Source organism: Undibacterium sp. CCC3.4 (assembly GCF_034347425.1).
Classification (GTDB): domain Bacteria; phylum Pseudomonadota; class Gammaproteobacteria; order Burkholderiales; family Burkholderiaceae_D; genus Undibacterium.
Window position 1 is genome coordinate 4452784 of sequence record NZ_CP133779.1, and the last position, 17294, is coordinate 4470077.

Sequence of the window (17294 nt, forward strand, 5' to 3'; positions counted from 1 at the left end):
TGAACGACCCTCCCACCCTGAAGGCACTGACGTGCCACTGGATTCCTGCCTACGCACACTGCTGTCCGGAATAATTTTCTTGACTAAGCTGCAGGGGGTTGCAGGCATTGGTTTACGAGTGTTAACCTCGGTTTACCAACTTAAAAACCAAACCTGCAACATGTACAGAATAAACACTTTTCAAGAGTTAATGAAGGGGCTACCGCGTGGAGTCTTTGATCAACTCGTCAAAAAACATCAAGCTGACAAATACAGCAAGCATTTTGGTCACTGGGATCAGCTCGTGGTGATGACCTACGCTCAATTAAGCGGAACAACTGGCCTGCGTCCTCTGGAGGCCAGCTTTAACAGTCATGTCGCCCATCATTACCATCTCGGCACTGGTCGTATTAAGCGCTCCACTCTGGCTGATGCCAACAGTCGTCGCGGCGATACCGTATTTGCCGATGCGGTGACATGGCTCATGCAAAAAGTGGCACGGCCATTGCGTCAACAAAGCAAGGAGCTGCTCTACCTTCTGGACTCCACTTCCATTACCCTCAAAGGGCGCGAGTTTGATCGCTGGACGCTCTCCAATAAAACGCGAAATACACAGGGTGTCAAACTCCACATCCTGTACGCAGAACAAGCGCAGATACCCATTTGGCAAAGTATCAGCGCAGCCAATGTCAATGACGTGGAGAAAACCAAAGAGCTCCCGCTGCAGCAAGAGGTGATCTACGTCTTTGACAAGGGCTATTGCGATTACAACTGGTGGCATCGGATCGATATGGCGGGAGCACAATTCGTGACCCGTTTCAAGCGTAATGCAGGCTTGCGCATTGAGGAAGAACGCAGTATTCCCGCAGAGGCCACAGACATCGTCCTGCAAGATCAAATTGTGCGTTTTAAAAACAGACATCCTGGTGGCAAACGCATCAATCAGTACGAGAAGCCCTTGCGCTGCATTACGGTAGCCAGAGCCGACAAACCTACGCCATTAGTACTGGCAACCAATGATTTGAACAGCGATGCGCTGACCATTGCCCGGCGCTATAAAGAACGCTGGGATATCGAACTGTTCTTCAAATGGATCAAGCAACACCTGAAGATCAAGCAATTTTTTGGACGCACCGAAAACGCGGTGCGTATCCAGATATTGACAGCACTTATCAGTTATTTACTCGTGGCGCTCTACAAACAGACACATGGCTTAAAACAAAGCCTTTGGGAGTGTCTATGCGTGATTCGCGCCACTCTATTTCAACGACAAGACTTGGAAATCTCTCAATACCGAAAGCGACGAAGAGAAGTAGAAGAAATGGCGCGTTTGCAATTGGGATTATTCTAATGAAATGTCAATTAATTTATTCCGGACAGCAGTGCGCCTACGCAGGAATGACGAGGCGAGAGCACGGGGGAATAACATGTCGACTGAAAACCCTTTTGCGACGGCCTCTGAAGGCCGGGGTTTCAAACCCTAGTCAGATTTTTGATGAAGTAGAGTAAGGGAGTGTCGCCGCTGCCGCTGACACGCCCGAGCAGGCGCGATTATAAAAACCGGTCGAGGATTTTGCGGCTGTGTTTATCCATCGCGGTAAAATCGCGAATCAGAAAACCGATGCCGTGATTATCGGTAATCAACAGCGCAGCGCTACCGATGCGGCGAATATCTTCGTCGCCTTTGAGGATAAATTCGGTCTCACCACGATCAGTACTGACGCGCCAAGTACATGGCACGGAAAAACTGCTGACGCTACTGATGTGCTCGATTTCCGGCATGAATTCGCGACCATCCAACTCTTCCAATACCAAGGCACGCGCCGCTTCGGTCAAATCAGACAAGGCCTCGATCCAAGCCACCTCGCGCCCATCGCTGAGCACGAGTGAAATATGTTCCAACGGCGACTGGATAGGAAAAGCGCGCACCGGGCTCACAGCCTCAAACACTTCACCGGCTTCATTCCGTAACACCAGTCGATCATACGGATCGCGGTGCAAGCTTAATATTGTCGTTGTCATGCTCACTCCTCCACCAGCTCAGCATTGCGTGCCTGTGCTTGATACAAATTATAGTAAGCGCCTTGGCGCGCCATCAGTTCATCGTGATGACCAACCTCGACGACTTCACCACGATCCAGCACCACCAGGCGATCGGCCTTGTGCAGTGTCGACAAACGATGGGCAATCGCGATCGTGGTACGCCCCTGCACCAAGTTGTCGAGCGCTTTTTGGATTTCTTTTTCCGTTTCCGAATCGACCGAAGAGGTCGCCTCGTCCATGATCAGTATGCGCGGATCAATCAGCAAGGCACGCGCGATCGACACCCGCTGCCGCTCACCGCCCGACAAACCTTGGCCGCGCTCACCCACCATGGAGTCATAGCCTTGCGGCAGCCGCAGAATAAATTCATGCGCATGTGCCGCGCGTGCGGCGGCGATGATCTCGCTGCGACTGGCGCTGGGCCGACCGTAGGCAATATTTTCCGCAATCGTACCGAAAAACAGGAATGGCTCTTGCAATACCAAACCGATGTTACGACGATAATCTTCCACCGCAAACGAACGAATATCGACGCCATCCAGCAGAATCGCCCCTTCCGAGACATCGTAAAAGCGGCAAATCAAATTAACCAGGGTACTCTTGCCAGAACCGCTGTGACCGACCAAACCGATCATTTCCCCCGGTTTGATCTGCAGATTAATGCCGCGATTAACCAGGCGGTTACCATAACGGAAGCCAACTTCGCGTAATTCTATGGCACCCTGCACTTGCTTGACCTGCACCGGCTGCTGCGGATCAGGCACGCTTGAAACATGATCAAGAATATCAAAAATACGTTTAGCAGCCGAAGCCGACTTTTGTGTCACCGAAACGATGCGGCTCATGGAATCGATACGACCATAAAAATTGCCGATAAAAGCCACCGCCGCCACCAGCGCGCCGACCGTGATTTCATTGCGTGCGACTTGCCATATACCGAAAGCCCACACCACCAAAATCCCGATATCGGTGAGGAAGGAAACCGTAGGTGAAAACAGCGACCAAATTTTATTGAGCTTGTCGTTGACGATCAAATTGTGGCGATTCGCTTCGCGAAAACGCGCCGCTTCACGTTTTTCCTGCGCGAAAGCTTTCACCACGCGGATCCCGGGGATGGTATCAGACAAAACATTGGTGACTTCACCCCACACCCGGTCGATCTTTTCAAAACCGGTGCGCAGCTTGTCACGCACCAAATGAATCATCCAGGCGATGAAAGGCAAGGGCAAAATGGTCACCAGGGCGAGCTTGGTATTAATTTGCAACAAAGCTACTGCGGTCATGATGAACATCAATACATCGGTGGCAAAATCGAGCAAATGCAGCGATAAATAGACACAAATACGGTCGCTCTCGCTGCCTATGCGCGACATCAAATCGCCGGTACGCTTGCCGCCAAAGTATTCCAACGATAATTTAAGCAAATGTTGGTAAGTAGCGGTACGTAAGTCGGCACCGATACGCTCCGATACCAAGGCCAGAATATAGGTTTTACCCCAACTCAACAGCCAAGCCAGCACGGCCGAACCGAGCAAACCGCCGATATACCAAGTCACCAGTTGTGGATCAACCGTCTGGCCATTTTGATAAGGAATCAATACTTCATCAGTCAAAGGCTTGGTCAGGTAGCGCGGAATCATGTGCGCGGCCGTCCCCAACAACATCAGAGTAAAGCCGATTGCCAACTGCAGCCGGTAAGGATGAGCGAAACGCCACAGTCGCAACAGCGTCCAAGTCGAAGGCGGCGTATGCAGCACCTTGGCACAGATCGGACACTCCTCTTGCTCAGGTTCGAGTACGGCTTTGCAACTAGGACAAATATTTTGCTCTGCCGCCGCCACCGGCAAGCCGCTGACCTGGCTTTGTAATTGCAGGCGGAATTGATCGAGCAAACGGACCGCCAGCAAATTTTGCCCCAGAGTGAAGCGCCAACTGGCCAGCAAACCATGCTCATCACACAAACGCAAGTGACCGACACCGGCATGGTCATGATGCGTAAGTTGCAAACCGTCACGATATTCCCAGCGCTGCCAACTCGCTTCGCCGGCGGCACAAGACAATAAGCCGCGGTCGGTCACCACGACAAAGCCCTTGCGGAAACGCAATTGCGTGTCCAAGTCAACCTCAAAGGCATTGAGCACGTTTTCATCTTGCAGTAATTGAGGCTGTAAGGCAGTTTGCCAGTGCAGCGGCAAACTCACTACAGTTGGTGCAAGATGGATGGGGGTGGTCGTCATCGTCAGAAAAGCTCCGCTGTTACACTTGCCCCTTAGCAATTCGGGGCAGAATTTTTGAAAAAAAAGAAAATAGTCGCCAACCGTGAGCATTTACTAGATTTCCGTTATAGGCCGAAGCCGTATCCCGGAAGCAGCAATTTACGGTATTCTATCGAAAGAAAATAATCAGATGAAGCTGATCAAGAGGGTTTCAGCGATTGCGCTAGAGCGCAAGTATAGCAGCAAGCGCTGTGTTCCCGCCTGCTTTGACAGGCGGATCGTGCTGCAAGCAGATAAAGACCATGCTGATCTGCCTATTTTCCACTTAAATTAGCAATAAAATGCGTGTCGGCAATTCTGATAAACGAATAAAAATTCTAAAAATAAGCAGGCCAGGCTTGAATAAGCTGACCAAGAAGAAATTACTTACATGACGACAAAGAAGAAAGACATCCGCATTCTCCGTGTAACTCATTTGCGCGGACCGAATATCTGGACTTACCGGCCGGTCATCGAAGCTTGGCTCGATATCGGCGCACTCGAAGAGACGCCGTCAGATCAACTGCCCGGTCTGTACCAGCGCCTGACCGGCTACCTGCCAGGTCTGATCGAGCATCGTTGCGGTGTCGGCGAGCGCGGCGGCTTTCTCGAGCGCCTGCGCGAAGGCACTTGGGCCGGACATATACTCGAACATGTGGTGCTGGAATTGCAGAACCTGGCAGGAATGCGCACTGGTTTCGGGCAAACCCGTTCCACCGCCACCGTCGGCGTTTACAAAATGGCCTTTCGCACGCGCGAAGAGCAAGTTGGCCGCGCTGCGCTCGAAGCCGGGCGCGCCTTATTGATGGCGGCCATCAATGATCAAGCCTTCGATCTCGCGAGCCAAGTTGAAGCCTTGCGCGAATTAGTCGATGCGCGTTGCCTCGGCCCGAGCACGGCCAATATCGTCGACGCCGCCACCGATCGCAAAATTCCCTCGCTGCGTCTGACCGATGGCAACTTGGTCCAACTCGGCCACGGTGCCGCACAAAGACGCATCTGGACTGCCGAAACCGACCGCACCAGTGCGATCGCCGAGGGCATCGCGTCTGACAAAGATTTAACAAAAACCCTACTCAAAGCCTGCGGCATTCCGGTGCCGGAAGGCTGTATCGTGCGCAGTGCAGCCGAGGCCTGGGAAGAAGCACAGGATATCGGCCTGCCGGTGGTCATCAAACCGTATGATGGCAACCATGGCCGCGGCGTATCGCTCAATCTGATGAGTGAGGCCGATGTGATTGCCGCTTACGAATTAGCCGCGCGCAAAGGTGACAGCAAGAGTGTCATCGTCGAACGCTTCATCACTGGCGACGAACACCGCATCCTGGTGGTAGGAAATAAAATCGTCGCGGTCGGCCGCGGCGAATCGCTGTGGGTCAGCGGCGACGGCAGCAGCAATGTTACCCAATTGGTCGATGCGCAGATCAACACCGATCCGCGCCGCGGCAGCACCGAAGATTTTCCACTGAATGCGATCAATCCGGCCGTCGCGGCCGAGGTGGTACTGGAATTGAAACGGCAAGGCATGACGGCCGACTCGGTACCGTTGGCGGCGCAAAAAGTACTGATACAGCTCAATGGCAATGTCGCCCATGATGTCACCGACGACATTCATCCCGACATCGCGGCGGCCGCCACGCTGGCCGCGCGCATCATCGGTCTCGATATTGCCGGAGTCGATCTGGTAGTCGAAGATATCTCGAAACCGCTGACACAGCAACGTGGAGCGATCATCGAAGTCAATGCCAGCCCGGGCTTGCTGGCGCATATCAAACCGGCCAACGGCCCCGGCCGCGAAGTCGGCAAAGCCATCGTTGACCATTTATTCGCGCCGCAAGAGAATGCCCGCATCGCCATCGTTGGGGTCGCCGGTACGCGTGGCACCAGCCTGATTGCACGCATAGTCGGTGCCTTGTTACATGTCGACGGCAAACAAACCGGGGTAGCCTGCCAGCAGGGGCTGTATCTGAATAAACGCCAAGTCACCGCCGGCCCGTGTGCCGACTGGGAAGCCGGTCAGCGCCTGCTGATCAATCGCTCGGTCCAAGCGGCGGTATTTGAAACCAATGCCCGCGCCATCCTCAGCGATGGTCTGGCGTATGACAAATGCAGCGTTGGCGTTGTCACCGACATGGCAGGCTTTGAAGAATTAGCGGAATTCCACATCCACGATGCCGAGCAGATGTTGAAAATTATGCGTACTCAGGTTGATGTGGTGTTACCGGAAGGTTTCGCGGTTCTCAACGGTGCCGATGCGGCCGTCGTCGAACTCGCCCCACTGTGCGACGGCGGCGTGATATTTTATGCGCTCGACGGCGAACTGCCGACGCTGCGCGCGCATCGCGCGGCCGGTGGCCGGGTACTGTTTACGCGTGATTCGCAGATCGTCTTGGCCGAAGGTGAGCAAGAAACCGCTCTGTTGCCACTGGCTGTACTCAAACCGTCCAAAGTCGCGCAAGCTGAAAGCCTGTTAGCTGCCATCGCTGCCGCCTGGGCCTTGAACATCAGTCCGGAACTGATTGCCGCTGGCCTGAGGACCTTTGATTCAAGCTACACCGCGTCTTTTTAAAACTTACCGCGCAGCCTGGTGTTGCCCGCCAGTACCGCCAATTTGATTTACATTGTCACAGGCGGCGCCACAAACATGTCGGCGCCACCTGATTCAAGCCCCTTTCAACAGGATGAAGTTTTATGGAAGTATCTCGTATCCGTGCCCTGCGTGGTCCCAACCTCTGGAGCCATCATACCGCCGTCGAGGCGATCGTTACCTGCAGCACAAACGAAGCGGCCATCACCGATCTGCCCGGCTTTGAAGACCGCTTGCGCGCCCTGTTTCCGGAATTGAGTATCTTGCAGCCGACTGGTCATCACGATGCCATTCCGATTGCCCATGTCTTCGAACTGACCGCGCTGGGCTTGCAAGCTCAGGCCGGCTGCCCGGTGACGTTCAGCCGTACCACGCAAACACTGGAACCGGGAATTTTCCAAGTCGTAGTCGAGTACTCGGAAGAAGCGGTCGGCCGCCTGGCAGTGGAATTAGCGGAACAACTGATCGCTGCCGCCCTCAACAACCATGCCTTCGACCTCGCTGCGGCGCTCGAACAATTGCGTGAACTCGATGAAGATGTCCGTCTCGGCCCCTCAACCGGCGCGATCGTTGACGCTGCCTTGGCACGCAACATCCCCTACCGTCGTCTGACAGACGGCAGCTTGGTGGTATTCGGCTGGGGCAGTCGGCAGCGAAAAATTCAAGCGGCTGAAATGGATGGAACCAGTGCGATTGCCGAAGCCATTGCACAGGATAAAGAGCTGACCAAAAAATTACTGCACGCCGCCGGTGTGCCGGTGCCGCTCGGCCGTATCGTCAACAGCGCGGCCGATGCCTGGGCTGCGGCGCTGGAAATCGGCGTACCGGTGGTGGTCAAACCGAAAGATGGCAACCAGGGTAAGGGCGTGACGGTGAATGTCACCACGCGTGAACAACTGGAAGCCGGTTACCATGCTGCCTGTGAATTTCGCGACGACGTCTTGGTCGAGCGCTTCTTACCCGGCAATGATTTCCGCCTGCTCGTGATCGGTAACAAACTCATCGCTGCCGCTCGACGCGACCCGCCACAAGTAGTCGGCAATGGCAAGCAATCAGTGCGCCAACTGGTCGAACAAGTGAATAAAGATCCGCGCCGCGGCAGCGGTCACTCAACTTCGATGACCAAGATACGTTTCGATGACATCGCGCTGGCGAGTCTGGAAAAACAAGGCTTTCACGCCGAATCGGTACCGCCGAAAGGGCAGCGCGTGATCTTACGAAATAACGCTAATCTGTCCACCGGCGGCGGCGCCACCGATGTCACCGATGATGTCCATCCGGAAGTCGCCGCGCGCGCCATCGCCGCGGCCCAAATGATAGGACTGGACATCTGCGGCGTCGATCTGGTGTGCGACAGCGTGCTCAAACCGATAGAATTGCAAAACGGCGGCATCGTTGAAGTCAATGCTGCGCCCGGCTTGCGCATGCATTTATCACCCTCGTTCGGTAAAGGCCGCGCAGTGGGCGAAGCGATTGTCAATGCCATGTTTGAAGAAAGCGAAGACGGCCGCATTCCCATCGTCGCCGTCACCGGTACTAATGGCAAAACCACCACAGTACGCTTGATCGCCCATTTGCTCAGCGCCAGCGGCTTACGCACCGGTATGACCAATACCGACGGCGTCTACGTCGCCGGTCATCAAATCGACAGCGGTGACTGCAGCGGCCCGCGCAGCGCCCGCAATGTGCTCTCGCATCCGGACGTCGATGCCGCCGTATTCGAAACGGCACGCGGCGGTGTTCTACGTGAGGGCTTGGCGTATGATCGCTGCCAAGTCGCCGTCGTCACCAATATCGGTTCCGGCGACCACCTCGGCCTCAATTACATCACCACAGTCGAAGACTTGGCTGTCTTAAAACGCGTGATCGTGCAAAACGTCGCCGATAATGGCTATGCCGTCTTGAATGCCGCCGACCCTATCGTTGTCAGCATGGCGGCCAATTGTCCATCGCCGGTGATCTTCTTTGCTGCCGACCCGTATCACCCGGTTATGACCACCCATCGCGCCCAGGGCAAGCGCACGGTCTACATCGATCGCAGCGAACTCGTCGCGGTCGAAGGAAAAACCCGTCACAGCATTGCTTTGGCCGAGATTCCGATTACCCGCCACGGCAGCATCGGCTTCCAAGTCGAAAATGTGATGGCCTCGGTAGCGGCAGCCTGGGCCGTCGGCATCAGTTGGGACGCCATCCGCGCCGGCTTGAAATCCTTCGCCAACGAAGCCGATAATGCACCCGGACGTTTCAATGTCTTCAACTACCGCGGTGCCACCGTCATCGCCGACTATGGACATAATCCGGACGCCATACTGGCCCTGGTCAAAGCAGTCGAAACCATGCCAGCCAAGCGCCGTTCCGTCGTCATCAGCGGTGCCGGCGACCGGCGCGATCAAGATATTCGCCAACAAACAGAAATTCTCGGCGAAGCCTTTGACGATGTGGTGCTGTATCAAGACCAGTGTCAACGCGGTCGCGCCGATGGTGAAGTGGTGGCCTTGCTGCGTGAAGGCTTGAAAACTGCCAGTAAAACCACGCGCATCGATGAAATTACCGGCGAATTCATCGCCATTGATCTGGCGCTGGAACGGCTGGGCGAAGGCGATCTGTGTTTGATCCTGATCGATCAAGTGGAAGCCGCGCTAGAGCATATTGCCGCACGCGTTGCTGCCGGTTAAATTATTTAATTTACAAAAAAATGCCGGAATAACAAGCCGGCATTTTTCTTTTCCACAGCAAATACGAATTCAACATCATTAACATTGGGAAACGGTCGTTTTCGTATAGAATTAACGGGAAAGATTTGTCCTGCAGCAAAAGCACACGGGGAAACAATGGCTGAAACAGAATCACTGTACAAGAATAAAGTCATGTTGCTTACGCAAAGCTTCTTTATTAAAGATAATAAAGATGAGCTATTGCTCAGCGCGCACAAATATGATTTTGACATCTTGTTCTTCGATCAAATGCGTGACTTCGTCGAGACCGTACAAAACTCGCAAGGCAATGATTTGTTCGTCATCGATCTCGATGTGCTTTACAACATGCAAATCGATATGCAGCAACAGCGGCGCCAAACCATGTTCCTCAGCGATTTGTTGCAAAGACTGCCAGCACGTCACAATTACGTCTACCTGCAAACAGTACGCCAAGGCGAACGCTTTTTGCTGCAACAAAAATTAGTCGACAGCAATTGCCTCGCCTATGCAGAAAAACCGATCACCAACGACATGTTGATCGACAAATTATTCAATTTATTCGGCTTACATCAACGCGGCGAAACCAACACCATTGTCTATCTCGGTGAGCAAGCGCCGCTCGACCTGGCTCTGTTGGCCGCTGAGCGCGTTGAAGTGATCACCTCACAAGATGCGCGCTCACTGCATCTGTTGGTGAAAGAAACCCAGCCAGATATCGTGCTCATTGATGAGGCCAAGTATCTTAATACCGAAGCCTTGGTACGAGTTTTGAAAAAAAACATAGAATTCGATCTGGCCCGCGAAATCATTTTAATGCAGAAAACTGCCTCCGCCGAGCTGGCAAGACAAGCACTCAACAGCGGTTTCGATGAAATTTTTACGGCGCTCGAAGATGACATCATCACGCGTCAATTGCTCAACCGTATCAACAAAATCCGCGCCAGTAAAGACTTGATCAGTCGCGACCGTGCCACCGGCTTGCTCAACAAAGTAGGCTTGCAAACCAAGGCCCTGGAACAAATTCGCCAAGCCAGTCGCAGCGATACGCCGCTCACCTACGGCATCATCGACATCGATAAATTCAAAACCATCAACGATACCTGGGGTCACTACTTCGGTGACATCGTCATCAAACGCCTGTCCTTGGTCTTATCGGCACTGCTGGGCCAACACGATTTGCTCAGTCGTTTCGGCGGCGAAGAATTTGTCATCTTGTTCGCCAATTGCACCCTGGCCGAAGGGCAGAAGAAACTCGACCTGATGCGCGAAGCATTCGGCAAAGTAGTTTTTGAAGTCACCCCCGGCGAACATCGCCAATTCAGTTTCAGCGGTGGCGTCGCCGCCTTCCCTGCTTGCAAGACTGAAAATGAAATGTTCTTGCAAGCCGATGCCATGCTGTATCAGGCCAAACAAGGTGGACGCAACCGGATTTGCAGCCAAGCCGACTAAGCGCCGGCTGGTATCCTCGCTTAAGCAGGGGCAATCACCGCGCTGACATCATGGCCGCCAGCGCCGAATAACTGCCGCTTGAGCTGCGCCAAACCATCGCGCACTTGGGCGGCTTTTTCAAACTCCAGATTTTTCGCATGCTCTTGCATGAGTTTTTCCAAACGCTTGATTTCACGGCTGATCTGCTTCTCGCTCATCAACTCATACTTCGCCTGTTCCTGCGCCGCTGCCAATTCTTCGCGCGCTTCCTGCGGTTTATAGACGCCGTCGATAATATCCTTGATCTGCTTGCGAATACCGGTAGGCGTAATATTATTTTCCAGATTGAAGGCCAGTTGTTTATTACGCCGCCGTTCGGTTTCTCCCATGGCGCGGCGCATGGAATCGGTCACTTTGTCGGCATACAGAATTGCCTTCCCATGCAAATTCCGCGCGGCCCGCCCTATGGTCTGTATCAAGCTGCGTTCAGAGCGCAAGAAACCTTCTTTGTCGGCATCGAGAATCGCCACCAGCGAAACCTCTGGAATATCCAAACCTTCGCGCAGCAAATTGATACCAACCAGCACATCAAAGGTACCGAGGCGCAGATCGCGAATAATCTCCACCCGCTCCACCGTATCAATATCACTGTGTAAATAGCGTACCTTGATGCCGTTTTCGCCTAAAAACTCAGTCAATTGTTCCGACATACGCTTGGTCAGCGTGGTCACCAAGACGCGCTCATTTTTCGCTACCCGATCGACGATCTCATTGATCAAATCATCGACCTGGGTCAGCGCCGGCCGCACTTCAATCTCGGGGTCAACCAAACCGGTCGGCCGCACCACTTGCTCGACCACTTGATCGGCATGTTGATGCTCATACTCGCCTGGTGTGGCCGAGACAAAAATCGTTTGACGCAATTTACTCTCGAATTCAGCAAATTTGAGCGGACGATTATCGAGTGCCGAGGGCAAGCGAAAGCCGTAATCCACCAAATTGGTTTTGCGCGCGCGGTCGCCGTTGTACATGCCGTTGAGTTGCCCGGTCAAGACATGCGATTCATCGAGAAACATCAAGGCATCGGCCGGCAGATAATCAACCAAGGTCGGCGGCGGCTCGCCGGCTTTGGCACCGCTCAAATGACGCGAATAATTTTCGATGCCCTTGGTAAAACCGATCTCAGCCATCATTTCGAGATCGAAGCGGGTGCGTTGCTCAATCCGTTGCTCTTCGATGAGCTTATTCTCGCGGCGGAAAAATTCCAAACGCTCGCGCAATTCGACCTTAATCGTTTCTATCGCCCGCAACACCGTCTCGCGCGGGGTAACGTAATGTGAGCCGGGATACACCGTGAAACGCGGAATTTTTTGCTTGATCCGACCGGTCAGCGGATCGAATAATTGCAAATTCTCGATTTCATCATCGAACATCTCTACCCGCACCGCCAACTCGGCATGTTCGGCTGGGAAGATATCAATCGTGTCACCACGCACGCGGAAGGTGCCACGCCCGAAGTCGATTTCATTACGCGAATATTGCATCTGTATCAGGCGCGCGATCAAGTCACGCTGACTGACCTTGTCCTTGGCGCGCAAGGTCAGAATCATCTTATGGTATTCGTTAGGATTACCGATACCGTAAATCGCCGAGACGGTGGCGACGATGATCACATCGCGCCGCTCCATGAGCGACTTGGTGCACGACAAGCGCATCTGTTCGATATGCTCATTGATCGCCGAATCCTTCTCGATGAACAAATCACGCTGCGGTACATAGGCTTCAGGCTGATAGTAATCGTAGTAACTGACGAAGTACTCGACGGCATTACGCGGGAAAAATTCGCGGAACTCACTGTACAACTGCGCCGCCAAAGTCTTGTTCGGCGCAAAGATGATGGCCGGGCGACCGGTACGCGCAATCACATTGGCCATCGTATACGTCTTGCCGGAACCGGTCACGCCAAGCAAGGTTTGGAACGACAAACCGTCATCCAAGCCTTCAACGAGTTTAGTAATCGCCGCCGGTTGATCACCGGCCGGCTGGAACAATTGATAGAGCTGAAACGGCGAATCGGGATAAGAAACGAATTTCGCTTCATCAAGTCCTTCGGATAATGCAACTGAATTCACTGGTGCAACCGCCATGATGCTATGACCTTTGTTAAAATAGAGGTTCTTACTTACTCTGAAAAATTCGAACGCGCCAAGTTTGTGCCAAAGTTTTCCGCCAACCGCGCGAAAACCCTCGTATCAGGCCCGGTTTACCCTGCCGGAGATCGTCAAGTAAGTCATGTAATACGCATTGAGTAACATTTCAAGCTTCTTTTGTCGGTGACGACAAACAATTTTCCATATTATCACGATGACCGCTGCTACCCACTCTCCCCTGTTTTCCGCCATAGAAATGGCACCCCGCGACCCGATCTTGGGCATCACTGAAGGCTACAATGCTGATCAGAATCCAGCCAAGGTCAACCTCGGTGTCGGTGTCTATTACGATGACAATGGCAAAGTACCTTTGCTCGAATGCGTAAAACAAGCCGAAGCCCTGATGATTGCCAAATTCAGCCCGCGCACGTATTTGCCTATCGAAGGTTTGGCGGCTTACGATAAGGCCGTGCAAGAATTGGTCTTCGGCGCAGACAGCGCGGTCATCACAGAAAAACGCGCGATTACCGCGCAAGCGATAGGCGGCACCGGTGCCTTGAAACTCGGCGCCGACTTCCTGCAACGTTTCTCCCCGCAATCGCAAGTCTGGATCAGCGATCCGAGCTGGGAAAACCATCGTGCCCTGTTCGAATCGGCCGGCTTCACCGTCAATACCTACCCCTACTACGATGCGGCCACGCGCGGCGTCAATTTTGACGGCATGCTGGCAGCCTTACGCGCCATGCCAGCCGGTGCCATCGTCTTGCTGCACGCCTGCTGCCACAATCCTACCGGGGCCGATCTGACGGCCGCACAATGGACCGAAGTCATCGCCGTCGTCGTCGAACGCGGCCTGATTCCCTTCCTCGACATGGCTTACCAAGGTTTTGGTGATGGCATCGACGCCGATGGCGAAGTGGTACGCCGCTTTGCCGCAGCCGGCGGAGCACTGTTTGTTTCGAACTCGTTCTCCAAATCTTTCTCACTGTATGGCGAACGCGTCGGTGCCCTGAGCATCGTCGCTGCCGATGCCGCCCAAGCCAGCCGCGTCATGTCACAATTGAAGCGCGTGATTCGCACCAATTACTCGAATCCACCACTGCACGGCGGTCAAGTTGTCGCCACCGTGTTGGCAACGCCGGAATTGCGCCAATTGTGGGAACAAGAACTGGCGGCGATGCGCGTACGCATACGCGGCATGCGCGAAACCTTCGTCGCCGAACTCAAAAAACATGCGCCTGCCCATGACTTTGATTTCGTCATGCGTCAACGCGGCATGTTTTCCTACTCCGGCTTGAGCAAACAACAGGTTGAAAGCCTGCGCGCCGAGAACTCCATCTATGCCGTCGATACCGGCCGCATCTGCGTGGCGGCCCTGAACAATAAAAATATCGACTACGTGATCGCTGCGATCGCCAAAGTTTTGTAAGTCCCACGCGCCGCACCATTGACAAGTGATGGTTCGGCGCATATAATCTTTGTCTCTGTTCCCTGATAGCTCAGTTGGTAGAGCGACGGACTGTTAATCCGCAGGTCCCTGGTTCGAGTCCAGGTCGGGGAGCCACAGAATTTGAAGTAAGCAGTGAACTTATTAAAAAATCACTGCGCATAAAGTTTCAAAAAAATAGTTATAAGTTTAACGAAGAGTAGTATTTCTTCTATTCCCTGATAGCTCAGTTGGTAGAGCGACGGACTGTTAATCCGCAGGTCCCTGGTTCGAGTCCAGGTCGGGGAGCCAAATTTCGAAGGGCTTAACATACATGTGTTAAGCCCTTTTTCTTCGCCGCAATTTTCTCAGCCCTCAAAGCTGCAGATAATACCGGCTCAGTGCCCGCCACGCAGGCACTTACAGACACCGCTGCCAGTCTGTTTCAGTATGGTCAGCTTGACAGTAAAAAACCGATCTTGATCGGCGTGGATTGCAGCCCGCACCGCCAGCGCAGTAAAGTGTTTCAGCAGGCACAGAACTAGGCCCCTGCGCCTTGCTCAGCAACACTTTCCGCCAGCATGCACATGCTCCGCAACAAATCGTGCTGCCGCCAATCGCCTGGGCGGCCAGCACAGTTTGTTCAATTAATTTCCACATGACAATGTCACGTCCTTGTCACGCAGCACGCTTATGATGCGACCATGCCGATCCGCATAGTCAACCGAGCCCCCAAAAACGTGTTCAACTTCCTCTCCCCAGCCATCAAACTGACGCAAGGCTTGCGTATTGCACAGAAAATGGCCTTAGTTGCCATCGCCTTTGCCATTCCCCTATTTGTCGTGTTGGCCTTGCTATTTAGCGAAATGCGCGGTGAGGTCGCCGCCAGCAAGCAAAAGCAACAAGCCATAGCGCAAATACAAGGCATACAAACACTACAAGCTGCTTTACTCACACATCGTGCATTGACCCACATGCAATTGAGCGGCAACAAGCAGGTTTCTGAGGCAATCAGCCCATTGCGTACACAAATCAACAAACTGATTAGCGGCAACAAAAATAAAAACGATTGGGAAAAATTACTCTCTGCCGTCAACGAAATGAAGCCAGCAGCCAGTTTTCTCGCCCATAGCAAACTCATCGATGCACTCAATGAACAAATCAATGTCATCGGCTACGCCTCGAAACTGGCACTCGACAGTGATTTCACGACCAACCAATTGGCCGGCCTGTATCTGAACAGCCTGCCGGCTTTACTGGAAAAAGTAGCGGTCATGTCGGCACGCGGTGCCGCCTACATCGACACCGGTCTGTTTGAGGCCGGTGAAGATGTCATGCTTAATTCTCTGCAAATGCTGGCACTCCACGACATCACACAAATCAGTGAGCAAGCCGAGACACTGATTAAAGATCATCCGACATATCGCGATCAGTTAAAAACTTTGCAAGCTGATTTACTACAAGCGCGGCAATATTTTGCCCGCGCTCAAAATGAAGTCTTAGCCTCAGTCGAGCAAAGTTCCGGCAATGCCTTTTTCGCTGGCGGTCAAACCGTCATCGACAAACTGCACGGTGCCGACAGCGCACTGGCAAGTTTAGTCAATCAACGCCTCGAGCAACATATCAGTGAGTTGAATGGAAAGATCGCACGCATGTTCGGCGGCATCGTTTTCTTGATCTTATTTGCCAGTTATTTTTTATTCGGCATCTACACTGCCTTGGCGCGCGATCTCAACACACTCACGATGAACATACAAAGAACCGCAGCAGGAGACCTGCAAGCGACCTCAGGCAGTACCGGAAAAGATGAATTTGCTCAATTAATCAATGCGGTCGGCGAAATGAACCACGGCCTCAGCAACTTGGTTGATGACATCCGCAATGGTGCCGAACACCTCGATGGCATTTCACGCGAAATCCACGCTGAAAACAACGATCTGGCCCTGCGCACTGAGCACCAAGCAGGTGCCGTGCAACAAACCGCCAGTTCCTTAGAACAGTTAAGCGGTGCCATACAAGAAAATGCCGGCCACCTGTCGCAAGCCAGTCATTTGATTAACGACTCTGCCACGTCAGTACAGCAAGGCTTGCAAGTGATGGATCAAGCAATCGGCACCATGCAAACCGTAACGTCCAGTGCACGGCAAATTTCCGACATCATCGGTGTCATGGATGGCATTGCCTTCCAAACCAATATCCTTGCGCTCAATGCCGCCGTCGAAGCCGCCCGCGCTGGCCCGGAAGGCCGCGGCTTTGCCGTCGTCGCCAGCGAGGTTCGCAACTTGGCACAGCGCAGCACCACCGCCGCCAAAGAAATCAAAACTTTGATACTTGCCTCCGAAGCAGCAATTCGCAACGGCAACAAAATGATTAACGCCGCCGGTGTTTCCATGAATGAAATTGCCGGCAATGTCGCCAAGGTCAGTGGTTTGATACAACAAGTCGCCCACGCCAGCCAAGAGCAAAGCAAGGGCATCAACAACGTCAATGAGGCTTTGAGCAGCATCGATCAAATCACGCAAGACAATGTCTTACTGGTCAGCCAAGCCAGCCTGTCGACCGCTCAATTGGAAGAGCAAGCACTGGCCCTGAGCGCTACCGTCAGCGTCTTTAAAACTGACCAGCATGCGCCACAGCCCAGCCCGGTGGTACAACTGAGCGCGCACCGACCTACGCCGAAACCAAGTCAAAAGCCGCGCCAGAAAACGCTGGCCGCATAAAAAAAATCGC

General features: G+C 53.4%; 9 protein-coding genes and 2 tRNA genes. 8 read left to right on the top strand and 3 right to left on the bottom strand.

From position 1 onward, the window contains the following. Window positions 1-79 precede the first annotated feature (79 nt). Window positions 80-1330, top strand: a complete 1251-nt coding sequence (locus tag RHM61_RS19650) for an IS4 family transposase (protein ID WP_322247564.1) — start codon at window positions 80-82, stop codon at window positions 1328-1330. A 200-nt stretch (window positions 1331-1530) separates the two neighbouring features. Here RHM61_RS19650 and RHM61_RS19655 read toward each other — a convergent pair whose 3' ends face one another. Beyond that, on the bottom strand, window positions 1531-2001 hold the full coding sequence (locus RHM61_RS19655; protein ID WP_322248996.1) for a DUF1854 domain-containing protein: 471 nt from the start codon (window positions 1999-2001) through the stop codon (window positions 1531-1533). A 2-nt stretch (window positions 2002-2003) separates the two neighbouring features. Next, the gene (locus tag RHM61_RS19660; protein ID WP_322248997.1) at window positions 2004-4259 is read right to left on the bottom strand and encodes an ABC transporter ATP-binding protein; all 2256 of its coding nucleotides are present in this window, start codon (window positions 4257-4259) and stop codon (window positions 2004-2006) included. A 409-nt stretch (window positions 4260-4668) separates the two neighbouring features. Between RHM61_RS19660 and cphA (RHM61_RS19665) the strand changes: the two genes are divergently transcribed. The 3 genes from cphA (RHM61_RS19665) (at window position 4669) to RHM61_RS19675 (ending at window position 11009) form a co-directional block, all read left to right on the top strand. Further along, a complete protein-coding gene (gene cphA, locus RHM61_RS19665) occupies window positions 4669-6846 on the top strand; it encodes a cyanophycin synthetase (RefSeq protein ID WP_322248998.1) in 2178 nt (725 codons plus the stop codon). Window positions 6847-6968: 122 nt separating this feature from the next. After that, window positions 6969-9539, top strand: a complete 2571-nt coding sequence (gene cphA / locus RHM61_RS19670) for a cyanophycin synthetase (protein ID WP_322248999.1) — start codon at window positions 6969-6971, stop codon at window positions 9537-9539. 156 nt (window positions 9540-9695) lie between these two features. After that, window positions 9696-11009, top strand: a complete 1314-nt coding sequence (locus RHM61_RS19675; protein ID WP_322249000.1) for a GGDEF domain-containing protein — start codon at window positions 9696-9698, stop codon at window positions 11007-11009. A gap of 20 nt (window positions 11010-11029) precedes the next feature. On the opposite strand, the gene uvrB is transcribed toward RHM61_RS19675, so the two are convergent. Then, window positions 11030-13135 (bottom strand): excinuclease ABC subunit UvrB, encoded by a 2106-nt coding sequence (uvrB, locus tag RHM61_RS19680; protein WP_322249001.1) that lies wholly within the window; start codon window positions 13133-13135, stop codon window positions 11030-11032. Window positions 13136-13352: 217 nt separating this feature from the next. On the opposite strand from uvrB, the gene RHM61_RS19685 reads away from it, so the two are divergent. The 4 genes from RHM61_RS19685 (at window position 13353) to RHM61_RS19700 (ending at window position 17284) form a co-directional block, all read left to right on the top strand. Beyond that, on the top strand, window positions 13353-14567 hold the full coding sequence (locus RHM61_RS19685; protein ID WP_322249002.1) for an amino acid aminotransferase: 1215 nt from the start codon (window positions 13353-13355) through the stop codon (window positions 14565-14567). A 59-nt stretch (window positions 14568-14626) separates the two neighbouring features. Continuing rightward, window positions 14627-14702, top strand: a tRNA-Asn gene (locus RHM61_RS19690). Between the two features lie 98 nt (window positions 14703-14800). Further along, window positions 14801-14876, top strand: a tRNA-Asn gene (locus tag RHM61_RS19695). Between the two features lie 392 nt (window positions 14877-15268). After that, window positions 15269-17284, top strand: coding sequence for a methyl-accepting chemotaxis protein (locus tag RHM61_RS19700; RefSeq protein ID WP_322249003.1), 2016 nt, complete (start codon window positions 15269-15271; stop codon window positions 17282-17284). The last annotated feature ends 10 nt before the right edge of the window (window positions 17285-17294 follow it).

What these genes read in the sequence shown, in the direction of transcription:
- RHM61_RS19685 (WP_322249002.1), top strand. Translation starts at nt 13,353, where the DNA reads ATGACCGCTGCTACCCACTCTCCCCTGTTTTCCGCCATAGAAATGGCA.
- cphA (WP_322248999.1), top strand. Translation starts at nt 6,969, where the DNA reads ATGGAAGTATCTCGTATCCGTGCCCTGCGTGGTCCCAACCTCTGGAGC.
- RHM61_RS19700 (WP_322249003.1), top strand. Translation starts at nt 15,269, where the DNA reads ATGCCGATCCGCATAGTCAACCGAGCCCCCAAAAACGTGTTCAACTTC.
- uvrB (WP_322249001.1), bottom strand. Translation starts at nt 13,135, where the DNA reads ATGGCGGTTGCACCAGTGAATTCAGTTGCATTATCCGAAGGACTTGAT.
- RHM61_RS19660 (WP_322248997.1), bottom strand. Translation starts at nt 4,259, where the DNA reads ATGACGACCACCCCCATCCATCTTGCACCAACTGTAGTGAGTTTGCCG.
- RHM61_RS19675 (WP_322249000.1), top strand. Translation starts at nt 9,696, where the DNA reads ATGGCTGAAACAGAATCACTGTACAAGAATAAAGTCATGTTGCTTACG.
- cphA (WP_322248998.1), top strand. Translation starts at nt 4,669, where the DNA reads ATGACGACAAAGAAGAAAGACATCCGCATTCTCCGTGTAACTCATTTG.
- RHM61_RS19655 (WP_322248996.1), bottom strand. Translation starts at nt 2,001, where the DNA reads ATGACAACGACAATATTAAGCTTGCACCGCGATCCGTATGATCGACTG.